Source organism: Thermodesulfobacteriota bacterium, from assembly GCA_040756475.1.
Taxonomy (GTDB): Bacteria; Desulfobacterota; Deferrisomatia; order Deferrisomatales; family JACRMM01; genus JBFLZB01.
Window position 1 is genome coordinate 1 of sequence record JBFLZB010000080.1, and the last position, 21,076, is coordinate 21,076.

21 protein-coding genes and 1 pseudogene are annotated in these 21,076 nt (G+C 71.3%); 21 read left to right on the plus strand and 1 reads right to left on the minus strand.

What is annotated here, in order from left to right; genetic code table 11:
• The 7 genes and pseudogenes from AB1578_12650 to AB1578_12680 all read left to right on the plus strand — a co-directional run.
• Positions 1-214 (plus strand): putative toxin-antitoxin system toxin component, PIN family (locus AB1578_12650; GenBank protein ID MEW6488747.1); only part of this gene is annotated, 214 nt, incomplete at its 5' end.
• 104 nt (positions 215-318) lie between these two features.
• Positions 319-744: pseudogene (locus AB1578_12655) on the plus strand (Fic family protein).
• Between the two features lie 316 nt (positions 745-1,060).
• Complete coding sequence (locus tag AB1578_12660; GenBank protein ID MEW6488748.1) at positions 1,061-1,474, plus strand: PIN domain-containing protein; 414 nt, start codon at positions 1,061-1,063, stop codon at positions 1,472-1,474.
• Positions 1,475-1,763: 289 nt separating this feature from the next.
• A complete protein-coding gene (panC, locus tag AB1578_12665; GenBank protein ID MEW6488749.1) occupies positions 1,764-2,636 on the plus strand; it encodes a pantoate--beta-alanine ligase in 873 nt (290 codons plus the stop codon).
• Positions 2,633-2,995 carry an aspartate 1-decarboxylase gene (panD, locus tag AB1578_12670; GenBank protein ID MEW6488750.1) on the plus strand — a complete coding sequence of 121 codons (363 nt, stop codon included), beginning with the start codon at positions 2,633-2,635 and terminating at the stop codon, positions 2,993-2,995. The genes panC and panD overlap by 4 nt, the downstream gene beginning before the upstream one ends.
• Before the next feature lie 53 nt (positions 2,996-3,048).
• On the plus strand, positions 3,049-4,230 hold the full coding sequence (locus AB1578_12675; GenBank protein MEW6488751.1) for an amidohydrolase family protein: 1,182 nt from the start codon (positions 3,049-3,051) through the stop codon (positions 4,228-4,230).
• Positions 4,231-4,236: 6 nt separating this feature from the next.
• Positions 4,237-4,929 carry a DUF502 domain-containing protein gene (locus tag AB1578_12680; GenBank protein MEW6488752.1) on the plus strand — a complete coding sequence of 231 codons (693 nt, stop codon included), beginning with the start codon at positions 4,237-4,239 and terminating at the stop codon, positions 4,927-4,929.
• Here the strand turns inward: AB1578_12680 and AB1578_12685 are convergent.
• The gene (locus AB1578_12685; GenBank protein ID MEW6488753.1) at positions 4,926-5,213 is read right to left on the minus strand and encodes a PxxKW family cysteine-rich protein; all 288 of its coding nucleotides are present in this window, start codon (positions 5,211-5,213) and stop codon (positions 4,926-4,928) included. The genes AB1578_12680 and AB1578_12685 overlap by 4 nt on opposite strands.
• 98 nt (positions 5,214-5,311) lie before the next feature.
• On the opposite strand from AB1578_12685, the gene tilS reads away from it, so the two are divergent.
• From tilS to cimA, 14 genes are all read left to right on the plus strand, one after another.
• Entirely contained in the window at positions 5,312-6,712 is a 1,401-nt protein-coding gene (tilS, locus tag AB1578_12690) for a tRNA lysidine(34) synthetase TilS (protein ID MEW6488754.1), read from the plus strand.
• Positions 6,713-6,793: 81 nt separating this feature from the next.
• Positions 6,794-8,668, plus strand: coding sequence for an ATP-dependent zinc metalloprotease FtsH (ftsH, locus tag AB1578_12695; GenBank protein ID MEW6488755.1), 1,875 nt, complete (start codon positions 6,794-6,796; stop codon positions 8,666-8,668).
• Between the two features lie 10 nt (positions 8,669-8,678).
• Positions 8,679-9,887, plus strand: coding sequence for a dihydropteroate synthase (folP, locus tag AB1578_12700; protein MEW6488756.1), 1,209 nt, complete (start codon positions 8,679-8,681; stop codon positions 9,885-9,887).
• Positions 9,888-9,891: 4 nt separating this feature from the next.
• Complete coding sequence (gene cdaA, locus AB1578_12705; protein ID MEW6488757.1) at positions 9,892-10,722, plus strand: diadenylate cyclase CdaA; 831 nt, start codon at positions 9,892-9,894, stop codon at positions 10,720-10,722.
• Positions 10,719-11,693 carry a CdaR family protein gene (locus AB1578_12710; GenBank protein MEW6488758.1) on the plus strand — a complete coding sequence of 325 codons (975 nt, stop codon included), beginning with the start codon at positions 10,719-10,721 and terminating at the stop codon, positions 11,691-11,693. Before cdaA ends, AB1578_12710 begins: the two co-directional genes overlap by 4 nt.
• A complete protein-coding gene (glmM, locus tag AB1578_12715; protein MEW6488759.1) occupies positions 11,690-13,060 on the plus strand; it encodes a phosphoglucosamine mutase in 1,371 nt (456 codons plus the stop codon). Before AB1578_12710 ends, glmM begins: the two co-directional genes overlap by 4 nt.
• Positions 13,061-13,102: 42 nt before the next feature.
• A complete protein-coding gene (locus tag AB1578_12720) occupies positions 13,103-13,834 on the plus strand; it encodes a pyridoxine 5'-phosphate synthase (protein ID MEW6488760.1) in 732 nt (243 codons plus the stop codon).
• Positions 13,831-14,214: a holo-ACP synthase gene (locus AB1578_12725; protein MEW6488761.1), complete on the plus strand. Its 384-nt coding sequence runs from the start codon at positions 13,831-13,833 to the stop codon at positions 14,212-14,214. Before AB1578_12720 ends, AB1578_12725 begins: the two co-directional genes overlap by 4 nt.
• Positions 14,211-15,899 (plus strand): NAD(P)H-hydrate dehydratase, encoded by a 1,689-nt coding sequence (locus tag AB1578_12730; protein ID MEW6488762.1) that lies wholly within the window; start codon positions 14,211-14,213, stop codon positions 15,897-15,899. Before AB1578_12725 ends, AB1578_12730 begins: the two co-directional genes overlap by 4 nt.
• Positions 15,896-16,351, plus strand: a complete 456-nt coding sequence (locus AB1578_12735) for a CBS domain-containing protein (GenBank protein ID MEW6488763.1) — start codon at positions 15,896-15,898, stop codon at positions 16,349-16,351. The genes AB1578_12730 and AB1578_12735 overlap by 4 nt, the downstream gene beginning before the upstream one ends.
• Positions 16,348-16,863, plus strand: a complete 516-nt coding sequence (gene tsaE, locus AB1578_12740) for a tRNA (adenosine(37)-N6)-threonylcarbamoyltransferase complex ATPase subunit type 1 TsaE (GenBank protein ID MEW6488764.1) — start codon at positions 16,348-16,350, stop codon at positions 16,861-16,863. The genes AB1578_12735 and tsaE overlap by 4 nt, the downstream gene beginning before the upstream one ends.
• On the plus strand, positions 16,860-18,266 hold the full coding sequence (gene lpdA, locus AB1578_12745) for a dihydrolipoyl dehydrogenase (protein MEW6488765.1): 1,407 nt from the start codon (positions 16,860-16,862) through the stop codon (positions 18,264-18,266). The genes tsaE and lpdA overlap by 4 nt, the downstream gene beginning before the upstream one ends.
• A 5-nt stretch (positions 18,267-18,271) precedes the next feature.
• Positions 18,272-19,492, plus strand: coding sequence for an aspartate kinase (locus AB1578_12750; GenBank protein ID MEW6488766.1), 1,221 nt, complete (start codon positions 18,272-18,274; stop codon positions 19,490-19,492).
• A gap of 90 nt (positions 19,493-19,582) precedes the next feature.
• On the plus strand, positions 19,583-21,076 hold a 1,494-nt coding region (cimA, locus tag AB1578_12755; protein ID MEW6488767.1), incomplete at its 3' end, for a citramalate synthase.

Here is a 21,076-nt window from a genome sequence, read left to right on the forward strand (position 1 = left end):
CCTTCCGCACTGCACCACGGTTCGCGTCCCGCAGTCCCCACCGAAGACCCCGGATTGCCGAGACCCGTTTGACCGGCCGTTCCTCGAGCTGGCAGCGGCGGGAAGAGCGGACTACCTCGTCACCGGCCACCGAGACCTGCTGAGCCTGGCAGGCCGGTTCGTGTGCTCCATCGTCACGGCCGAAGAGCTCCTCTCTCTCCTCCCCAAGACGTGAGCCCATCCGGTCCTAGGGGACTCCGTCCGGTCACAGGGTACGCCCCTGACTGCTTGACGACACACGTCGAACTCTTGATGGCGCGCCAAGGCCACCGGGAGGGCCAAGGCACGCAGTCGTCGCTGTCGGACCTTCTGCTCTTCGAGCTGGACGAGGCCCCGGGTGTTCCCCTGGACGACGTGGTCGAGGTGTCGAACTGCGTCGCGGCGCTGGAGCACGGGCTGGACCGCCTGCGGGAAGGCTTTCCTCTCTCCAATCGGCTGATCCGCGAGGTCCACGGCGTGCTGCTCTCGCGGGGTCGCGGCAGCGCGAAGGATCCCGGGGAGTTCCGTCGATCCCAGAACTGGATCGGTGGCACCCGACCCGGAAACGCCGTCTTCGTCCCCCCGCCGCACACGGTGGTGCCGGACTGCATGGCGGCGCTCGAGCGCTTTCTTCATGGGGAAGGCGATGGGCTGCCCGTCTTGGTGAGGGCCGGTCTCGCGCACGTCCAGTTCGAGACGATCCACCCCTTCCTCGACGGATCGGGCGAACGTGGAGTCGAGCGGACGCCGGGCGGGCTCGGCCCTTCGGGTCCACGAGGCGCTCAAGGCGCGACCGATCCTCGCGATGCCCCAGGTCTGCCGGACGACCGGGCTGTCACCGCCAAACGGCAGGTCACGTTTCCGGCCCAGGTTCTGGAGGCCCTTGGGGTGAAGCCCGGGGACCGGCTGGAACTCTTGGAGAGCGCGGAGGGTTTCCTGCTTCGGCCACAGCAGGTGGACCCGTCCAGGCTGGCGCCGCTGCGAGGCAAGCTCCGGCGCGGCGCGGGAACGTTCCACCTCGAAGCCTTCCGCGGCCAGGACCATGACTCGGCGCTTCGGGATTGACACCTCCATCCTCGTCCGCCTTCTGACCGGGGATCCCGAGGAGGGTTTCCGTCAGTGCGTCGCCGCCCTGACCGCGCTGGTGCAGGGCGGGGCAGAGGTGTTCGCCTCGAACCAGGTCGTGGGCGAAGCGTACGTGGCCGTGCAGCACCACTACGGCGTGTCCAGGGGGGAGGCGCGGACGGCCCTCACGGACGTGCTCAACAGCGGGATCGTCTCGCCTCTCAACGGCGCCTCCGTCCTGGCCGCCCTCGAGGCCGAAGGGGGCTGCGGCCTCCTGGACCGCCTCATCGCCGACGACTACCGCCGTGCGGACCTGTTCACCCTCGCGCTGGACGAGCGGATGGCCCAGCTCCCGGCTGCCCTTCTGCTGCAGCAGAGCAGTTCAGTCTAAGGGCGCTTCATGATGGGTGCGCACCTCCTCGCGCGCTCCAAATGTGCAGACCATGAGGCAATGGACGGGAGGCGCGAAGCGGCCGCTTGACGTCCGGAGCTTCGATGTGGCACCTTCTGGGCACCGCTTGGATCCGGCTGGGCCGGACCGGGACGGGGAATGGATCGAGGAGGGGTGGTCCGCCCAGGTGCGGACGCCACTCCCCGCGGGGCCGCCCGACGGCGCCCGCGCAGCGATCTCGCGCCCCCGGCCTGCCGGCGGGCGCGATCTTCGTTTTGGGGAGGCGGCATTGGATAGGGTGGACACGGTGCGTGCGGTGCGGGGGGCGTCGCGGGCGGCCAGGGCCGAGGGGAGGCGGGTGGCCCTGGTGCCCACCATGGGATGCCTCCACGAGGGGCACCTGGTGCTGGTGCGGCGCGCTCGGGAGCTGGCGGACTTCGTCGTGGTCTCCATCTTCGTCAACCCCACCCAGTTCGGCCCCGGGGAGGACTTCGACCGGTACCCCCGGGCGCTGGAGCGCGACTGCGAGCTCCTGGGGGCCGAGGGGGTGGACGTGGTCTTTGCCCCGTCGGCGGGCGAGCTGTACCCGGCGGGGTTCCAGACCTTCGTGGCGGTGGAGCGCCTCTGCGAGCCCCTGTGCGGAGCCCGGCGGCCCGGGCACTTTCGCGGGGTGGCGACGGTGGTGGCCAAGCTCTTCTGCGCGGTCGAGCCCGACGTGGCGGTGTTCGGGGAGAAGGATTACCAGCAGCTCCAGGTCGTCCGGCGCATGGCCGCGGACCTGGACCTGCCCGTGGCCGTCGAAGGGGTTCCCACGGTGCGGGAACCCGACGGGCTGGCGATGTCGAGCCGCAACGCCTACCTCTCGGCCGAGGAGCGCCGCAGCGCGCTGGGCCTCTTCCGGGCGCTGGCCCGGGCCCAGGAGCTGGTTGACACCGGAGAACAGCGGCCCTCGGCGCTGGAGGCATCGGCCCGGGCCGTGCTCGAGGGGGCGGGGCTTCGGGTCGACTACGCCGAGGTGCGCCACCCCGAGACCCTCGAGCCGATGGAGAGCGCCGCTCCCCGGGCGCTCCTGGCCCTGGCCGCCTTCGCGGGGACCACCCGCCTCATCGACAATCGCGTACTGGTGGCGCCCCGGGCGCCGAAGAGGGAGCCGAGACCATGAACCGATGCATGCTCAAGGGCAAGATCCACCGCGCCACCGTAACCGGGGCCGACCTCCACTACGAGGGGAGCATCACCATCGACCGCGACCTCATGGACGCGGCCGACATCCTTCCCTACGAGGAGGTGCGCATCTACAACGTGAACAACGGGGAGCGGTTCGAGACCTACGCCATCCCCGGGGCTCCCGGGGGCGGGGAGATCTGCCTCAACGGGGCGGCGGCCCACAAGGTCTCCCTGGGCGACATCGTCATCATCGCGTGCTTTGGCACCGTGCCCGACGCGGTCGCCCACAACTGGCAGCCAAGCCTCGTATACGTGGACGCCGCCAACCGGATCGCGCACCGGAGGGCTGCCTGAGCGTCCCGCTGCTGCTCACGGCCCCCTGGCTCATCCCGATGGAGGGCCCCCCCGTGGAGGGCGGGGCCCTTCTCGTGTCCGGCGGGCGCGTGGTCGCGGCGGGCAGGGCTCGGGACCTGTCGGCCGCTTGGCCCCGGGCCCTGCGGGTAGACCTGGACGGGTGCGCGCTCCTGCCCGCCCTGGTCAACGGGCACTGCCACCTGGAGCTCGCGGCGCTGGGGGAGGTCCCCCCTGCCAGCTCGTTTGCCCTCTGGCTCCTGGAGATCATCCGCCGCAAGCGGGCGGCGCCGCCCGAGGATTGGGAGAAGGGTTTTCGGGAGGGACTGCGCGCGTGCGCCGAGGGCGGCCAGGGCACCGTGGCCGACGTCCTCTCGGCACCCGGGGCGGTGTATCCGGAAGACGGCCCCGAAGTGCTCGTCTTCCCCGAGGTCATCGCCCCCCGCCCGGCCCGCGCAGCGGCGGCGGTGGAGAGGGCGCTGGCCGTGTCGCCCCGGGGCCGCGCCCGCCTGGGGGGGCTTTCCCCCCACTCCCCCTATACCGCCTGCGCCCAAGCCTACCTTCTGTGCGCCCGGGAAGCCGCCGCCCGCGGGGGGAGGATCGTCACCCACGTGGCGGAGACCGCGGACGAGGTGTCCTTTTGCCTCGGGGAGGGAGGAGATCTGGTCTGCACCCTCTACCCCCCGCTGCTGGCCGACCCGCCCCACGCCCCGGGCGCGCACCCCATCGAGTGGCTGGACGGGCTCGGCCTCCTGGGGCCTGGCACCGTCCTGGTCCACGCCGTACACTTGGACCCGTCCCACGTCGCGACCGTGGCCGCCTCCGGCGCCGGGGTGATCCTGTGTCCCCGGAGCAACCGGCGGTTCGGTGCGGCGCGGGCCCCCGGCCGGGCCCTGCTGGCGGCGGGGGCGCCGGTGGGGCTGGGCACCGACAGCCGGCTCTCGGCGGGGGATCTGGACCTGCGAAACGACGTGGTGGCCGCGGTGGAGGACTACGGGTGGAGCCCGGCCCAGGCCCTGACCGCGGCGACCCGGGGCGCTGCGCAGGTGCTGGGCCTCCGTGACCGGGGGGCTCTCGTGCCCGGGGGGCGGGCTGATATCCTGGCCGTGGACCTGGGGTCCGGACGGGACCCCTGGGAGCGTGCGGTTGCGGGGGGAGAGGTGCGGGGGCTCTGGCTGGCCGGTGCCCGGTATGGGCACCGGGGGCCGGCGGCTGCGCCGGCGTCCGAGAGGGAGTGAGGCGGCGTGGGACTCTTCGAGAGATTTCGCAAGCACGTGCGCGTCGAGACGCGAAAGCACTTCCTCACGGGGCTCCTCGTCATCGTGCCCCTGGGGCTCACCTACTACGTCGTCTCGGCCATCGTGCGGGCCATGGATCGGGTGCTGGCCGTACTTCCTCCCCTCTTCCATCCCGAAACGTACTTGCCCTTCCGCGTCCCGGGGCTGGGCCTCATCGTGACGCTGCTCCTGATCCAGGTCGTGGGCTTCCTGAGCGCCAACCTCCTTGGGCGCTCGGTGGTCAAGGCCTACGAAAACGTGCTCCACCGCATCCCCGTAGTCCGAACGCTCTACGTGGCGATCAAGCAGCTCCTGGAGCAGATGCTGTCGCCCGACGGGGACCGGTTCCGGCGGGTGGTGCTGGTCGAGTACCCCCGCAAGGGGATCTACAGTCTGGGGTTCGTCACCGGTGTGAGCCGGGGCGAGGTCCAGGACAAGACCCGGGAGCGGGTGCTGAACGTCTTCCTTCCCACGACCCCGAACCCCACGTCGGGCTTCTACCTCCTGGTGCCCGAGAAGGAAGCCGTGTCCCTGGAGATCCCGGTGGACGACGCGTTCAAGCTCATCATGAGCGCGGGGATCGTGGGCGGGGGCCGCAACACGAAAGAGGCCCGCCCCCAGGGGGAGCGGGCCTCTTCGGAAGGCCGGGAGGAGGTCTAGCGCTTCTTGCCCGCGGCGCGCTTGCTCGCCTTGAGGGGGTTCATCATCTTCTGGACCTTCTCTTCTTCGATCTTGATGTGGGTGGCCATGTTGCACAGCCCCACGCCCCACTGCTTCTCGGGGGCAGGGTACGAGGTGCAGTACTGCCCCTTCGGCCACTCCTCCACGTGGCCGCAGCCCTCGCACTTTTCCGCGACGTGGCGGCACTCGCCCCCTGGATAGGAGCACCCCTGGGTGGCCCAGAAAAAGCAGTCTTTGTCTTTCTTCACGGTCTGGCACAGCATGGTGTGGCCTCCTGCGCTGACGGCCCTCCGGGGCCGCTGGATGGCGGAAAGTGCAAAAGAATAGATCGAAGGAGGCGCACCTGTCAATCCCGGAGGCCGTGGCGCAGGCCCTCGGGCGGGCGGCCGCGGGGCCCGCAGCCCGGGGGATTCTGGTGGCGTGTTCGGGGGGGCTGGACTCGGTGTGCCTCCTCCACCTCCTGGCACAGCGCCTCGCCGGCTCGGGAACGCGGCTGGAGGTCGCCCACGTGGACCACGGGCTGAGGGAAGGGTCGGCAAGGGATGCCGGTTTCTGCCGGAGGCTCGCGGACGACCTGGGGCTTGCCTTTCACCACCTGCGTCTCGAGCCGGGCGCGTTCGGCCGGGGGCGGGGGCTCCAGGCGGAGGGCCGGCGGCTGCGCCGGCGGTTCCTGGAGGAGACCCTGGCGAGCCGGGGGCTGGGGGCGGTGGCCCTGGGACACCACGCGGACGATCAGGTGGAGACCGTCCTCTTTCGCCTCCTGCGCGGAGCGGGGCCCCGGGGGCTCGCGGGGATGCAGGAGTGGGCTCCCCCCTACCTGAGGCCGCTGCTGGGAGTGCGCCGGGCCGGTCTGGAGGACCTGGCGCGGCGGCAGGGCTGGGCCCATCGGGAAGACCCGTCCAACCAGACCGACCGATTCGCTCGAAACCGGCTGCGCCGCGCGGCGCTGCCCGCCCTTCGGGCGGTGCACCCGGGGGCGGACGCGGCCGTGCTGCGGCTCGCCCGCTCGAGCCGCGAAGACGACGCGTGTCTGTCGCAGCTCGCGCGGGAGGCGTTGGGCGCGGCCGCCGTGTGCGAGCCCGAGGGACTGCGCTTCCCCCGCGGCGCCCTGGCCGGAGTGCATCCCGCCGTGCGCCGGCGCGTGTACCTGGCCGCGTGGGAGGCCGTGGGCTGCGACCCCGAGGTTCTGGAAGCCCGGCACCTGGAGAGCGTGGAGGCGCTCCTGGCGCCCGGACGGGCTCACCGCCGCGCGCCCCTGCCCGGGCCGGGTGCCGTGGCGTCGAGCTACGGCGAGCTCTGGTTTCTCCGGCCGGGGGCGTACGGCCCGGCGCCCCGGGAGCTGGGCCTGGACGCGCCGGAGGCCGGGGTGGGGCTGTGCCCGGCGGCAGACTCGCCGAGCTGGACCCGGCGGAGGCCGCCGGGCGTGCCCGCCGTGGCGGTGCCCGGCGACCGGGGAGGGGGCGGGCTCTGGGCGAGGACCCGGCGCCCCGGCGACCGCCTGGAGCTCGGGCCGGAGGCGGGGAGCAAGGTCAAGGATCTCTTGATGGACGCCCGCCTGCCCCGCTGGCGGCGGGCCGGGGCCCTGGTGGTGGGCGACGCGCAGGGTGTGCTGGGGCTGCTCGCCCCGGGGTGGGCCTGGGGCGGAGAGGACGGGGGCGGCGGGTGGGTCTGGCTTCCCGGCGCCCCCGCGTCGCAGAACGCCCGGCGCTCCCGGATTCTCCGGGAAAACCGTTGTTGCCCGGCGAACCGATGTGATACTTAAAGCTGTTCCGAGCCCTTCTCCCGTCCCGGATCGCGCATCCTTTCCGAGGAGTACCCCCCCATGGCGGTCGCCTCCCGGCCCATGAAGCCGTTCTTTCGCAACCTGGCCCTGTGGCTCCTGATCCTGATGATCTTCCTCCTGGTGCTGCAGCTCTTTCCCGGAAACGAGCCCGTGCGCCAGCAGGTGCCCTACACCGACTTCCTCGAGGCGGTGGAGCAGGGCCGGGTGGTGGAGGTCACCCTCCAGGGCAAGGAGGTCTTCGGCAAGTACGCCGACCAGACCGCCTTCAAGACCTTCAGCCCGGATGACCCGGACCTGGTGCGGACGCTACGGCAGGCCGGGGTCTCCATCGTCGCCAAGCCCGAGCGCGAGTCGCCCTGGTACATGACGATCCTCATCTCCTGGTTCCCCATGCTGCTCCTCATCGGGGTGTGGATCTTCTTCATGCGGCAGATGCAGGCCGGGGGCGGCAAGGCCATGAGTTTCGGGAAGAGCCGGGCCCGCCTCCTCACCCAGGATCAGCAGAAGGTCTCCTTTGCCGACGTGGCGGGCATCGACGAGTCCAAGGAGGAGGTGGGGGAGATCGTCGAGTTCCTCAAGAACCCGAAGAAGTTCACCAAGCTCGGCGGGCGCCTGCCCAAGGGCGTCCTGCTGATGGGGCCCCCGGGTACGGGCAAGACGCTCCTGGCCAAGGCCATCGCCGGGGAGGCCGGGGTGCCCTTCTTCTCCATCTCGGGATCCGACTTCGTCGAGATGTTTGTGGGGGTGGGGGCGAGCCGGGTGCGGGACCTCTTCACCCAGGGCAAGAAGAACGCCCCCTGCCTCATCTTCATCGACGAGATCGACGCGGTGGGTCGCCACCGGGGCGCGGGCCTGGGCGGCGGCCACGACGAGCGGGAGCAGACCCTGAACCAGCTCCTGGTCGAGATGGACGGCTTCGAGTCCAGCGACGGCGTGATCCTGATCGCCGCGACCAATCGCCCCGACGTGCTCGACCCGGCCCTGTTGCGCCCGGGCCGGTTCGACCGGCAGGTGATCATCCCCCGGCCCGACGTGAAGGGCCGGGAGGGCATTCTCAAGGTCCACACGGCCGAGGTTCCCACCGCCGGGGACGTGGACCTCACGGTGCTCGCCCGGGGTACCCCGGGCTTCAGCGGGGCGGACCTGGAGAACCTGGTCAACGAGGCGGCGCTGGCGGCCGCCCGGTCCGAAAAGACCGCGGTGTCGATGGAGGACTTCGAGAAGGCCAAGGACAAGGTGCTCATGGGGGCGGAGCGGCGCAGCATGGTGCTCTCGGACGAGGAGAAGCGCCTCACCGCGTACCACGAGGCCGGCCACACGGTGGTGGCCAAGATGCTCCCCCACGCCGACCCCATCTACAAGGTCTCCATCATTCCCCGGGGTCGGGCCCTGGGCGTGACCCAGCAGCTCCCCATCGACGAGCGGCACACCTACAGCAAGGATTACCTGCTCGACCGCATCGCGGTCTTCCTGGGGGGCCGGGCGGCGGAGGAGATCTTCCTCGGACACTTCACCACCGGGGCAGGCGACGATATCGAGAAGGCCACCGAGATCGCGCGGCGCATGGTGTGCAAGTGGGGCATGAGCGAGCGGCTCGGCCCCATGACCTTCGGCAAGGAGGAGGAGCAGATCTTCCTGGGCAAGGAGATCGCGAGCCACCGGAACTACAGCGAGCAGACCGCCCAGTCCATCGACGAGGAGATCAAGGGGATCGTGAGCGACAACCTGGAGCGGGCCAAACAGATCCTGCTGGGGACCCGGGACCGCGTGGAGAAGCTCGCGGAGACCCTGCTGGTGAGGGAGGTGCTGGTGGCCGAGGAGATCGAGGCCATCGTGCTTGCCGGGAAGCACCCGCCCGCTCCCGAAGGGGGAGCCGGGGGGGCTCCGGCCCAGGAGGCTCCGCCATCCGGCCGCCAGGCCGAGCTCAAGTTCTGAGGCGCAGATCGTGCCCTACGACGTGCGCCCCCTCGACCTGGCGGACCCCGCCCGAGCCCAAGCCGAGCTCGCCCGGGTGGGCGCCGACCCGGCGGGCGTGGCCAAGATGCGCGACAAGGCCGGCTTCCTGGCGCTGAAGGCCACGGGGCTGAAGTCTGCCGCAGCCAACATCCTCAAGCAGGAGATGCTCTCGGTGGGCGGCGACGCGGCCGTGGGCCGGTGGGTGATCAACTGCTCCCAGGAGAGGAGCGACGTGGTCATCCTGGGCACCCGCAAGCAGCACCGGGCCCTGGTGCGAAAGCTTCGGCCCCAGCCCTTCGGGCTCCGGTCGCTTGCGGCGGAGATCGAGGCCGTGCTCGCGGGGGCCGCCCGGGAGCACGAGCTCGCCTGGCGTGGCGGCGTGCTGCGGCTCTGGGCCCGTCCCCACGTGATGGCGGCCCTCAACGTGACCCCCGACTCCTTCTCCGACGGGGGAGACTATCTGACCCCCGGGGCGGCCCTGGACCGGGCACTGGCCATGGTGGCGGAGGGGGCCGACATCGTGGATGTGGGGGGGGAGTCCACCCGGCCCGGGTCGGAGGGGATCTCCGCCGAAGAGGAGCTCCGGCGCGTCCTGCCCGTCATCGAGCACCTGGCGCCGCGGGTGCCGGTGCCGATCTCGGTGGATACCCTCAAGGCCGCGGTGGCGCGGGCCGCGGCCTCGGCGGGCGCCTCCATCGTCAACGACGTGAGCGGTCTCGAGGGGGACCCCGGGATGGCCACCGCCGTGGCCGAGACCGGGTGCAACCTGGTCGTGATGCACATGCGGGGCACGCCGCGCACCATGCAGGCGCAGACGCAGTACGGCGACCTGGTGGGAGAGGTCTTCCGGGGGCTGCGGGAGAGGGTGGAGCGGGCCGTGGCGGCGGGGATCGCCCGGGAGAGGGTCATCGTGGACCCGGGCATCGGCTTCGGAAAGGACGCCGCCGGCAACCTCACGCTTCTCCGGAGGCTTGCCGAGTTTCGGGCGCTGGGGTGCCCCGTGCTGGTGGGGGCGAGCCGCAAGTCCTTCATCGGGAAGGTGCTGGGGATCGACCGGCCCAAGGACCGCCTCGAGGGGTCGCTGGCGGCGGCCGTCCTCGCGGTGAGCCACGGGGCGCACATCGTCCGGGTGCACGACGTGGCCTCCACCCGCCGGGCGGTGGATCTGGCCTGGGCCGTGCTCCGGGCGGAGGGGTGAGCCGGTGAGCGATCTGCCCGCCGGCCTGCGCTGGCAGGACGTGGTCGACATCCTGCTGGTGGCGCTCGTCATCTACCGGATCTTTGTCCTCATCAAGGGGACCCGGGCGCTGCAGATGCTGGTGGGGATGGCGGTGGTGGTGGCGGCCTTCGTGGCGAGCCAGGTCTTCGAGTTCTTCACCCTCAACTGGATCCTGAGCGCGTTCCTCTCCTCGATCATCCTCGTCGTGGTCGTGCTTTTCCAGAACGAGATCCGCCGGGCCCTGGTGCATGTGGGGGTCAATCCCTTTCTGTCGGCCAAGGAGGGCTCGGCCGACGGCGGACAGGTGGTGGAGGAGCTCATGAAGGCCGCCGTGAGCCTCGCCAACAAGAAGATCGGCGCCTTGATCGTGCTCCAGCGCGAGACCGACCTGCGCGACTACGTGGAAGACGGGGTGCGCCTGGACGCCGCCCTCTCCAAGGAGCTCCTGCTGGCCGTCTTCATCCCCTACTCGCCGATTCACGACGGGGCGGTGATCGTCCGGAGCGACCGGGTCCTGTGGGCCGGGTGCTTCCTGCCCCTCACCACCCGGCTCGACGTGGACAAGGAGCTCGGTACGCGGCACCGGGCGGCCCTGGGCATCACCGAAGAGACCGACGCGGTGGTGGTGGTCGTGAGCGAGGAGACCGGGGGCATCTCGGTGGCCTTGAACGGCCGGCTGACCCGGCACCTGGACGGGGCCACCCTGCGGCGCGTGCTGCTCAAGCTCTTTCCCCCGGGCTCGGGGGCGGGCAGGAGCCGAAAGACCTCGCCGCGCAGGCGGCCGCGGGCCGGGGCGAAGGAGGCCAGGGCGTGACCTGGACGCTCCTTCGCGGCGCGGTGCTGGAGAACTGGGGACTCAAGATCCTCTCCCTGGCCTTCGCGGTGCTCCTTTGGATGTTCGTGGTGGGGGAGAACCGAAGCGAGGTGAGCCTCTCGCTGCCCCTGGAGCTCACGCGGGTGCCCTCCGAGATGATCATCGTCAGCCGGGTACCCGAGGCCATTCGGGTGCGCCTCAACGGACCCCGCAGCCTGCTCGCCGCGATCAATCCCAACCAGCTCGTCGTGCGGCTGGATCTGGACGGCATCCAGCCCGGCATCAGCGGCTTCGAGATCCTCCCCTCGCGCCTGAACCTGCCCCGGGGCGTGGAGGTCACCTACATCTCCCCTTCGGTCATCACCCTGGAGGCCGACGTCAAGACCCGCAAGATGGTGCCGGTGCGGCCTCGCATCCGGGGCACGCCCGCGGAGGGCTTCGAGGTGACGGGGATTCGGGCCGACCCGCCGGAGGTGGAGGTGGAGGGGGCGGAGCGTGTGGTGCGGCAGCTCCGGGAGGTTCCCACCGAGCTCGTGGACGTGACCGGGCTCGACGGGGGCGTGACCCGGCCGGTGGAGCTGGCCTTTCCAGACCCCTCCCTGCGGGCAGTTACGCGCCGCACGATCCGGGTGGAGGCCAACATCGCCGAGATGCGGGGAGAGCGCGAGTTTGTCCAGGTGCCCGTGACCGTCCCGGTGGGTGGGATGCGGGCCGTGCCCCCCGCCGTGGACGTGCGGGTGGAGGGCACGCTCCGGGCCATCGCGCGGCTCACGGCCCGGGATTTGACGGTCGCCGTCGAACCCTTTGGAGAGGTGCCGCCGCCGGGCCTGGTGCGGGTTGTGGCGGGCGGGCCCTCGGGCATCCGGGTGCTCGCGGTGGAGCCCAACGGGGTGCAGGTGGTCCCTGTCCTGCCGCCCCCGGAATCGAGCGCGCGCCCGGAAGCGGGAGCCGAGCAGGAGAAGAAGCCATGACCATGGAACCGAGCCGCAGGCTCTTCGGCACCGACGGGATCCGGGGCGTCGCCAACGTGGACCCCATGACGACCGAGATGATGGTCAAGGTGGGGCGGGCCGCCGCCCACCTCTTCCGGCAGCGCAGCCGCGGCCGCCACCGGATCGTCATCGGCAAGGACACGCGGCTCTCGGGCTACATGCTCGAAAACGCCCTGGCGTCGGGCATCTGCTCCATGGGAATGGACATCCTCCTGGTGGGACCCCTGCCCACCCCGGGCATCGCCTTCATCACGGCGAGCATGCGGGCCGACGCGGGGGTGGTCATCTCGGCGTCCCACAACCCCTTCCAGGACAACGGCATCAAGTTCTTCAACCGCGACGGCTTCAAGCTCCCCGACGAGCTCGAGGAAGCCATCGAGGCCCACGTCTTCAGCGGCGCCATCGAGCACGTGCGGCCCACGGCCACGGAGGTGGGCAAGGCCTTTCGGGTGGAGGACGCGGTGGGGCGCTACGTGGTCTTCCTCAAGTCCACCTTCCCGTCCCACCTCACCCTGGAGGGGGTTCGGATGGTGGTGGACTGCGCCAACGGGGCCGCCTACCGGGTGGCTCCCTCGGTCTTCGAGGAGCTCGGGGCCGAGGTGATTCCCCTGGGGGTGAGCCCCAACGGCACCAACATCAACGAGGGGTGCGGGAGCCTGTACCCCGAGTTCATGGCCCAGAAGGTGCGGGAGGTGGGTGCCCACCTGGGGATCGCCCTGGACGGCGACGCGGACCGGGTCATCGTAGTGGACGAGAAGGGCGAGGAGGTGGACGGGGACCACATCATGGCCGTCTGCGCCCGGGAGCTCCAGCGCAAGGGACGCCTAGCCCATGCCACCGTGGTGGCCACGGTCATGAGCAATCTGGGGCTGGAGCGGTCCCTGGCCGAGGCCGGCATCCGGCTGGAGCGCACCCAGGTGGGGGACCGGTACGTGGTGGAGGCCATGCGGGCCGGCGGGCACACCTTCGGGGGCGAGCAGTCGGGCCACCTGGTCTTCCTCGACCACGGCACGACGGGGGACGGGGTGCTGGCGGCGCTCCAGCTCCTGGCGGTGATGGTGGAGTCTGGAAAGCCCCTCTCGGAGCTCTCCGGGGTCATGACGGCGGTTCCCCAGGTCCTGAAGAACGTCCGGGTCCGGGAGCGCATCTCGGTGGGGGCGATTCCCGCTGCCGCCGCAGCCCTGGCGGCTGCCCAAGCCGAGCTCCGGGACGCCGGGCGGGTGCTCGTGCGCTACTCGGGCACCGAGCCCAAGCTGCGGGTCATGATCGAAGGCGACGACGCCGACCGCATCCGCTACTGGGCCGACGCCATCTGCGAGGCGGTGCGGGGAGAGATCGGGGCGTGACGGCGTTTCGCGCTTCACGTCTCACGATCCACGGAGGTTCCCATGATTCGGCTGGGCGTGAACATCGACCACGTGGCCACGGTGCGGCAGGCGCGGCGCATCCGGGAGCCCGATCCCGTGTGGGCCGTCGTCGCGGCGGAGCTCGGGGGGGCCGACCAGATCACGCTCCACCTGCGGGAGGACCGGCGCCACATCCAGGACGGCGACGTGGTGCGGGTGCTGGGCGCGGCCTCGGTGCCGGTCAATCTCGAGATGGCGGTGACCGGAGAGATGGTGGGGATCGCCCTGGAGCGCCGCCCCCACGCCGTGACCCTGGTGCCGGAGCGCCGGGAAGAGATCACCACCGAAGGGGGGCTCGACGTGGCCGGGCGCTTCGAGGAGGTGCGGGGCGCCGTCTCGCGCCTGCGTGAGGGCGGCCTCCGGGTGAGCCTCTTCGTGGACCCCGACCCCGCCCTGGTGCAGGCTTGCCACCGGGCCGGAGCCCAGGCGGTGGAGCTCCACACCGGCGCTTTCTGCGAGGCGTGGGGAGGGGAAGGGGCCGAGGGGGAGCTGGCCCGTCTTCGCAGGGCCGCCGCGGTGGGCCGCGAGCTCGGGCTCGCGGTGCACGCGGGCCACGGGCTCAACGTGCGAAACGTGGGCGCGGTGGCCCGGATCCCGGAGGTGGAAGAGCTGAACATCGGCCACGCCCTGGTGGGCCGGGCCCTCTTCGTGGGCCTCGAGCGGGCGGTGCGGGAGATGAAGGAGATCCTGGAGCGGGAGGTCGCGTGGCGGTGATTCTGGGAGTGGGCCTCGACCTGGTGGCCGTGGAGCGGATCCGGGCACTCCAGGAGCGGCGCGGCGAGCGCTTCCTGCGCCGGGTCTTCACCGATGCCGAGGCCCGGGCCTGTCTTGGCCGGGGGGACCCCGCGCCGTCGCTCGCCGCGCGCTTTGCGGCCAAGGAGGCCGGGATGAAGGCCCTGGGCACCGGCTGGGGGAGCGGCGTGGGGTGGCTCGACCTGGAGGTGGTGGGTGAACCGGGAACGGCTCCGCGCCTGGTGCTGCGGGGGCGGGCGGCGCAGCTGGCCGACGCCCGGGGGGTGGGGGCGGTGCACCTGAGCCTCACCCACGACGCCGGGGTGGCCGGGGCCGTGGTCCTCCTGGAGTCCGCGCCGTGATCGCGCTTCTGACCGCCGCGCAGATGCGGGCTCTCGATGCCCATACCATCGAGGCGGTGGGGCTGCCGGGCCCCGTGCTCATGGAGACCGCCGGAAGGGCCGTGCTCCACCATCTGTGGGCGGCCTACCGGGACGAGGCATTGGCCGGGCCGGTGGCGGTGCTGTGCGGGAAGGGCAACAACGGCGGGGACGGCTTCGTGGTGGCGCGCTGCCTGCACCATCTGGGGTGCCGGGTCTCGGCCATCCTGCTGGGGAGCGGCGAGGGTGTGTCGGGCGACGCCGCGGTGCACCTGACTGCCTACCGGGGCTCGGGGGGGCGCCTCCTGGAGGTATCCGGAAGGAACCGCCGGGAAGCGGAGGCTCGCGTCTCGGGGGCGGCGCTCGCGGTGGACGCGATCCTGGGCACGGGACTCGCGGCCGAGGTCCGGGGCCTGCCCGCCGAGGCCATCTCCTGGCTGGGGGCCGGCGCGTGTCCCGTGGTGAGCGTCGACATCCCGTCGGGGGTCTGCTCCGATTCGGGGCGAATCCTCGGAGCCGCGGTTCGCGCCGATCTGACGGTGACCTTCGGGTGGCCCAAGCGGGGCCACTACCTCTACCCCGGGGCCGCCCTGCGGGGCCGCCTGGAGGTGGCGGAGATCGGCATCCCGCCGGCCGCCCTCGGACGCACCTCCCCGGGCCTCTGGTGCCTGGAGGAGGACGACTTCGGGGGGGGGCTGGTGCGGGCGCCAGACGCCCACAAGGGCACCCTGGGGCACGTGGTGGTGCTCGGCGGAACCGCCGGAAAGGCCGGGGCGCCCGGCCTGGCCGCCTGGGGCGCGCTGCGGGCCGGTGCCGGGCTGGCAACCCTTGCGGCTCCGGCGGCCGCGCTGCACGGGGCGCGGCTGCCCCTGGAGGTGATGACCGAGGCCCTGGGGTCGGCCCGGGAGGGGGACGGCTGGGATGCGGGACTCTGGGCGCAGGCGTCCCTGGTGCTCGGGCGGGCTGGGGCCCTCGTGGTCGGTCCGGGCATGGGTACCGCTGCGGGGGCCGGCGGCTTCCTGTCCCGGCTCCTGGCGGAGGAGGGCGCGCCCGTGGTACTCGATGCCGACGCCCTGAACCTCCTGGCCGGGTCGCCCGGCCTCTGGGCCGGCCGCCGGCGCCCCATGGTCCTTACGCCCCACCCCGGGGAGGCGGGCCGGCTCCTGGGGGTTTCCACCGCCGATGTGCAGGCGGACCGTGTCGGGGCGCTGCACCGCCTGTGCTCCCGGTACGGCTGCCCCGTGATCCTCAAGGGTGCCGCTACCCTCGTGGGCGCTCCGGGCGAGCCGGCGCACCTGATTCCGGTCGGAAACCCCGGCATGGCAACGGCCGGTACCGGCGACGTGCTCGCGGGAGTGGTGGGGGCCTTCCTGGCCCGGGGGCTCGAGGCCGCCGCCGCCTGCCGCCTGGCGGCCTATGCCCACGGCCTGGCGGGGGACCTCGCCGCCAACGAGGTGGGGGAGGAGGGTCTGGTCGCTTCCGACCTCCTTGCGGCGCTGCCCCGAGCCCTGGCTCGGCTCGGCTCCCGGCGAGAGGCTCTTCGGTCGGACCGGTCCGACCTGTCCGACCTGTCCGACCGGGCTGGCTCGTCCGACCGATGTGGCAGGCCGCGCCGATCCGCCCGACCGCCCAGCCACCCGACGGCCCATCCCGAGGAGAACCCATGAAGACCGCTCGAGAGATCATGACGCGCGACGTCCACACCGTCCGGGAGGAGCTCCCCCTCCAGGAGCTGGCCCGGGCGTTCGACGCCCGGGGCGTGAGCGGGTTTCCGGTGGTGGACGCCGAAGGGGGTCTGGTGGGTGTGGTGACCGAGACCGACCTCATCCACCAGAACCAGCGCCTTCACATCCCCACGGCGGTCGCGATCTTCGACGCCGTGGTGGTGCTGAGCAGCTCCAAGAAGCTCGAGGAGGAGATGCAGCGGATGGCCGCGACCACCGTGGGCGAGATCATGAGCCGAAAGCCCGTCACGGTGGGCGAGGACGCCACGGTGGGGGAGATCGCCTCCATCATGGGAGAGCACGGCGTCCACACCCTGCCGGTCCTGGGGCCGGACGGGGCGCTCGTGGGCGTGATCGGCAAGCGCGACGTCATTCGGGCCATGGCGCAGGCATGAGGCGCGAGATCCCCAGCCGCTCCCCCGAGGACACCCTGGCCGTGGGCGAGGCCATCGGGGCGGCGGCCCGGCCGGGGCTGGTGGTGGCGCTCCAGGGGCCCCTGGGGGCGGGGAAGACCGTGCTGACCAAGGGCATCGCCCGGGGGCTGGGGGTGCCCCGGTGGCGGTACGTCACCAGCCCCACCTTTGCCCTTCACAACGTGTACCAGGGCCGGAGACTCCGGCTCCACCACCTGGACCTCTACCGCCTGGGCGGCGCAGCGGAGCTGGAGCACCTGGGCCTGGAGGAGGCCCTACACGGCCGGGACGCCTGCGTGATAGAATGGCCGGATATTTTGCTCGGCGAGCTGTCCGAAGAGCGCGTGCTCGTGCGGTTCCGGTGGGGGGTGTCCGGAGAGCGGGTGTTGGACGTGGAGGCGGGCGGGACGACCGGCGAGGCGCTGGCGAGGGCACTGGAAACGGTGCTGCATTCCATTGGGCAAGACTCGGGAGAGAGAGAGGAGAGCGCATGACCTACGACGTGGCGATCCTGGGGGGCGGCCCCGGCGGGTACGTGGGGGCCATCCGGGGCGGACAGCTCGGGGCGAGCGTGTGCGTGATCGAGGAGGGGGAACTGGGGGGCACCTGCCTCAACCGGGGATGCATCCCCTCCAAGGCCTTCTTCGAGAGCGCCCGGCACATGCAGGCGCTGGCCCGGGGGGCAGAGTTCGGCATCCGGGCGACGCTCCAGGAGTTCGACCTGGCGGCGTGCGTCGCCCGAAAAGACGGGGTGGTGCGCCAGCTCGTGGGGGGCATCGAGGGGCTGTTCAAGGGCTACGGCGTCCACGTGGTCAAGGGCCGCGGCGTGCTGGCGGCCCCCGACACGATCCAGGTGACGGCCCCCGACGGGTCCAAGACCGTCGTGAAGGGGCGAAACGTGATCGTGGCCACCGGGTCGCGCCCCGCCGGGATCCCGACGCTTCCGGTGGACGGCACCCGGATCGTGACCAGCGACCAGGTCTGGGACCTCCCCGCGCTCCCCCGGCGCATGGTCATCGTGGGGGGCGGGGTGATCGGGTGCGAGGTGGCCCATATCTTCGCGGCGTTCGGGACCAAGGTCACCGTGGTGGAGGCCCTGGATCGCATCCTGGCCACCGAGGACAAGGACGTATCCCGAGTGGTGCACAAGAGCCTGGAGTCCCGGGGCGTGGAGCTCCGCACCGGCGTCCGGGTGGCGGGAGGTGCGGCCCGGAAGGGCGGGGCGGTGGTGACCCTGGAGGGCGGCGACGAGCTCGCCTGCGACTGCGCGGTGGTGGCCGTGGGCCGGACCTTCAACAGCCAGGGCATCGGACTGGAGGAAGCCGGAATCTCCCTGGACCCCGCCGGCAGGGTCCAGGTGAACGACGAGATGGAGACCTCGGTGCCCGGCGTGTGGGCCGTGGGCGACGTGGTGGGGCAGTTCCTCCTGGCCCACGTGGCTACGAGCGAAACCCTGGTGGCGGTGCACAACGCCCTGGGGAAGAAGTACTGGATGGACTACGCGGTGGTGCCCTACGCCATCTTCACCGGGCCCGAGGTGGCCGCCGTGGGGGCCAAGGAGTCGGAGCTCAAGGAGCAGAAGGTCCCCTACAAGGTCGGCCGCTTCTCGTTTGCGGCCAGCGGCAAGGCCCTGTGCATGGGCGAGCCCGAGGGGTTCATCAAGCTCCTGTCCCACGCCGAGACCGGGCGGGTGCTGGGCGCATCCATCGTGGGGGCCCACGCCTCCGACATCATCGCAGAGGTGGCCCTGGCCATGCGCATGGAGGCCTCCCCGGGGGACATCGTCACCACGATCCACGTGCACCCCACGGTGAGCGAGGTCATCCTCGAAGCCGGAGAAGACACCATGGGGCTCTCCATCCACAAGGCGGGGCGCCGTCCCGCGAAGGGGTCGTAAGAACCATGGCCCTGATCGTGCAGAAGTACGGCGGCACCTCCGTCAAGGACGTGGACCGCATCCGCAACGTGGCCCGCCGGGTGGCCCGCTACAAGGCCGAGGGCCACGACGTGGTGGTGGTGCTCTCGGCCATGTCGGGGGCCACCGATGGGCTGATCCGCCTCGCCCAGCAGGTGACCGAGCTCCCGGACGAGCGGGAGATGGACGTGCTGCTCGCCACGGGGGAGCAGGTGACGATCGCGCTCCTGGCCATGACGCTCCTCTCCCAGGGTGTACCGGCCGTGTCCCTGACGGGGCAGCAGGTCCAGATCCGCACCGACGCGGCCCATACCAAGGCCCGCATCTCCGACGTGGACACGGCGCTGCTGCGCAAGGCCCTGGGAGAAGGCAAGGTCGTGATCGTGGCAGGCTTCCAGGGCATCAACCCCGCGGGCGACATCACCACCCTGGGGCGCGGGGGCTCCGATACCAGCGCCGTGGCCGTGGCCGCGGCCCTCCAGGCCGACGCCTGCGAGATCTACACAGACGTGGACGGGGTCTACACCACCGATCCCAACGTTTACGACCGGGCGCGCAAGCTCCTCCGCATCTCCTACGACGAGATGCTCGAGCTGGCGAGCGTGGGGGCCAAGGTCCTCCAGATCCGGTCGGTGGAGTTCGCCAAGAAGCACAAGGTTCCCGTGCACGTGCGCTCCTCGTTCAACGACAACGAGGGCACCTGGGTCGTGGAGGAGGATCAGACGATGGAGCAGGTAGTGGTGGCGGGAGTGGCCTACGACCGCAACGAGGCCAAGGTGAGCGTGCGGGGAGTGCCCGACCGCCCCGGGATCGCCGCCAAGATCTTCGGGGCGCTGGCGGAGAAGAGCATCGTGGTGGACATGATCGTGCAGGACGTGGGGGAGGGGGACCGGGCCTCCATGACCTTCACCGTGCCCAAGGCCGATCTCAAGCGGGCGCTGGTGGTGATCGAGCCCCTGGCCCGGGAGCTGGGGGCCGCCGAGGTCGTCTCCGACACCGGCATCGCCAAGGTCTCCATCGTGGGCGTGGGGATGCGAAGCCACGCGGGCGTGGCGGCCCAGATGTTCGACGTGCTCGCCCGGGAGGGCATCAACGTCCTCATGATCTCCACCTCGGAGATCAAGGTCTCGTGCGTCATCGAGGAAAAGTACACCGAGCTCGCCGTGCGCGTCCTCCACGACGCGTTCGGACTTTCGCGTGAGACGTGAAGCGTGAAAAGTGAAAAGTGAAGCGTGACGGGGAGGTCTTTTCAGCACGCAACGTGCAACCCGCAACTGACCACTGACAACGGACCAACCTTGATCCGCATCTACGACACCACGCTTCGCGACGGCACCCAGGCGGAGGACATCTCCTTTACCGTCGAGGACAAGCTGCGCATCGCGCAAAAGCTCGACAGCCTGGGGATCCAGTATGTGGAGGGGGGGTGGCCGGGGTCGAACCCCCGCGACATCCAGTTCTTCCGAGAGGCCCGAGGGCTCAAGCTCGAGCAGGCGAAGCTGTGCGCCTTCGGGAGCACCTGCCGGGCGGACGTCTCCCCGGAGGACGACGCGAGCATCCAGGCGCTTCTCGAAGCCGAGACCCCCGTCGTGACCATCTTCGGCAAGTCCTGGGACCTCCACGTGGAAGAAGCCCTGCGCATCACGCTGGACAAGAACGAGGAGCTCATCGAGAAGAGCGTGGCCTACCTCAAGGGCCACGTGTCCGAGGTGGTCTACGACGCCGAGCACTTCTTCGACGGGTACAAGGCGAACCCCGAGTACGCGCTTCGCACCGTGCGGGCGGCGCTTCGCGGGGGGGCCGACGTGGTGGTGCTGTGCGACACCAACGGGGGGAGCCTCCCCACCGAGGTCCGCCGCATCGTGGCGGAGGTGCGCGAGGCGGTGCCGGGGGTGCTCGGCATCCACTGCCACAACGACGGCGAGCTGGCGGTGGCCAACACCCTGGTGGCGGTGGAAGCCGGCGCCCACCACGTGCAGGGGACCGTCAACGGCTTTGGCGAACGGTGCGGCAACGCGAACCTCGTGTCGATCCTCCCCAACCTGGTCCTCAAGATGGGCCGCTCCTGCATCGGGGCCGACCGGCTCAAGCGGCTGCGGGAGGTGGCCCGGTTCGTGGACGAGCTCGCCAACCTCCACCACGACACCCACCAGCCCTTCGTGGGCGACAGCGCGTTCGCCCACAAGGGGGGGGTGCACGTCTCGGCGGTGCGCCGCAACCCCCTCACCTACGAGCACATCGACCCGAGCCTGGTGGGCAACGCCCAGCGGGTGCTCATCTCCGACCTCTCGGGCCGGGCAAACGTGCTCAGCAAGGCCCAGGAGATGGGGTTCGACCTAGAGGGGGAGGGCAAGGCGCAGGTCGCCGGCGAGCTCCTGGAGCGGGTCAAACGCCTGGAAGCGGAGGGGTTCCTCTACGAGGGCGCGGAAGGGAGCTTCGAGATCCTGCTCAAGAAGAGCCTCGGGCTCCACCACAAGTTCTTCGAGTTGCTGGGCTTTCGGGTCATCGACGAGAAGCGCAGCGAGGGCGAGGACCCCGGCGCCGAGGCCACCATCATGGTGCGGGCGGGCGGGGTGGTGGAGCACACGGCCGCGGTGGGCAACGGGCCGGTCAACGCCCTGGACGCGGCCCTGCGAAAGGCGCTGGAGAAGTTTTATCCCGCCATTCGCGACGTGCGCCTGGTGGACTTCAAGGTGCGGGTGCTCGCCTCGGGCGGGGGAACGGGCGCCCGGGTGCGGGTGCTCATCGAGTCGAGCGACGGGCACGAGACCTGGGGCACCGTGGGGGTGAGC

Bases quoted from the DNA above. Each gene is read 5' to 3' on its own strand.
- AB1578_12750 (MEW6488766.1), top strand. From the start codon at position 18,272: ATGGCCCTGATCGTGCAGAAGTACGGCGGCACCTCCGTCAAGGACGTG.
- lpdA (MEW6488765.1), top strand. From the start codon at position 16,860: ATGACCTACGACGTGGCGATCCTGGGGGGCGGCCCCGGCGGGTACGTG.
- panD (MEW6488750.1), top strand. From the start codon at position 2,633: ATGAACCGATGCATGCTCAAGGGCAAGATCCACCGCGCCACCGTAACC.
- ftsH (MEW6488755.1), top strand. From the start codon at position 6,794: ATGAAGCCGTTCTTTCGCAACCTGGCCCTGTGGCTCCTGATCCTGATG.
- glmM (MEW6488759.1), top strand. From the start codon at position 11,690: ATGACCATGGAACCGAGCCGCAGGCTCTTCGGCACCGACGGGATCCGG.
- AB1578_12720 (MEW6488760.1), top strand. From the start codon at position 13,103: ATGATTCGGCTGGGCGTGAACATCGACCACGTGGCCACGGTGCGGCAG.
- AB1578_12685 (MEW6488753.1), bottom strand. From the start codon at position 5,213: ATGCTGTGCCAGACCGTGAAGAAAGACAAAGACTGCTTTTTCTGGGCC.
- tsaE (MEW6488764.1), top strand. From the start codon at position 16,348: ATGAGGCGCGAGATCCCCAGCCGCTCCCCCGAGGACACCCTGGCCGTG.
- AB1578_12660 (MEW6488748.1), top strand. From the start codon at position 1,061: ATGACTCGGCGCTTCGGGATTGACACCTCCATCCTCGTCCGCCTTCTG.
- AB1578_12735 (MEW6488763.1), top strand. From the start codon at position 15,896: ATGAAGACCGCTCGAGAGATCATGACGCGCGACGTCCACACCGTCCGG.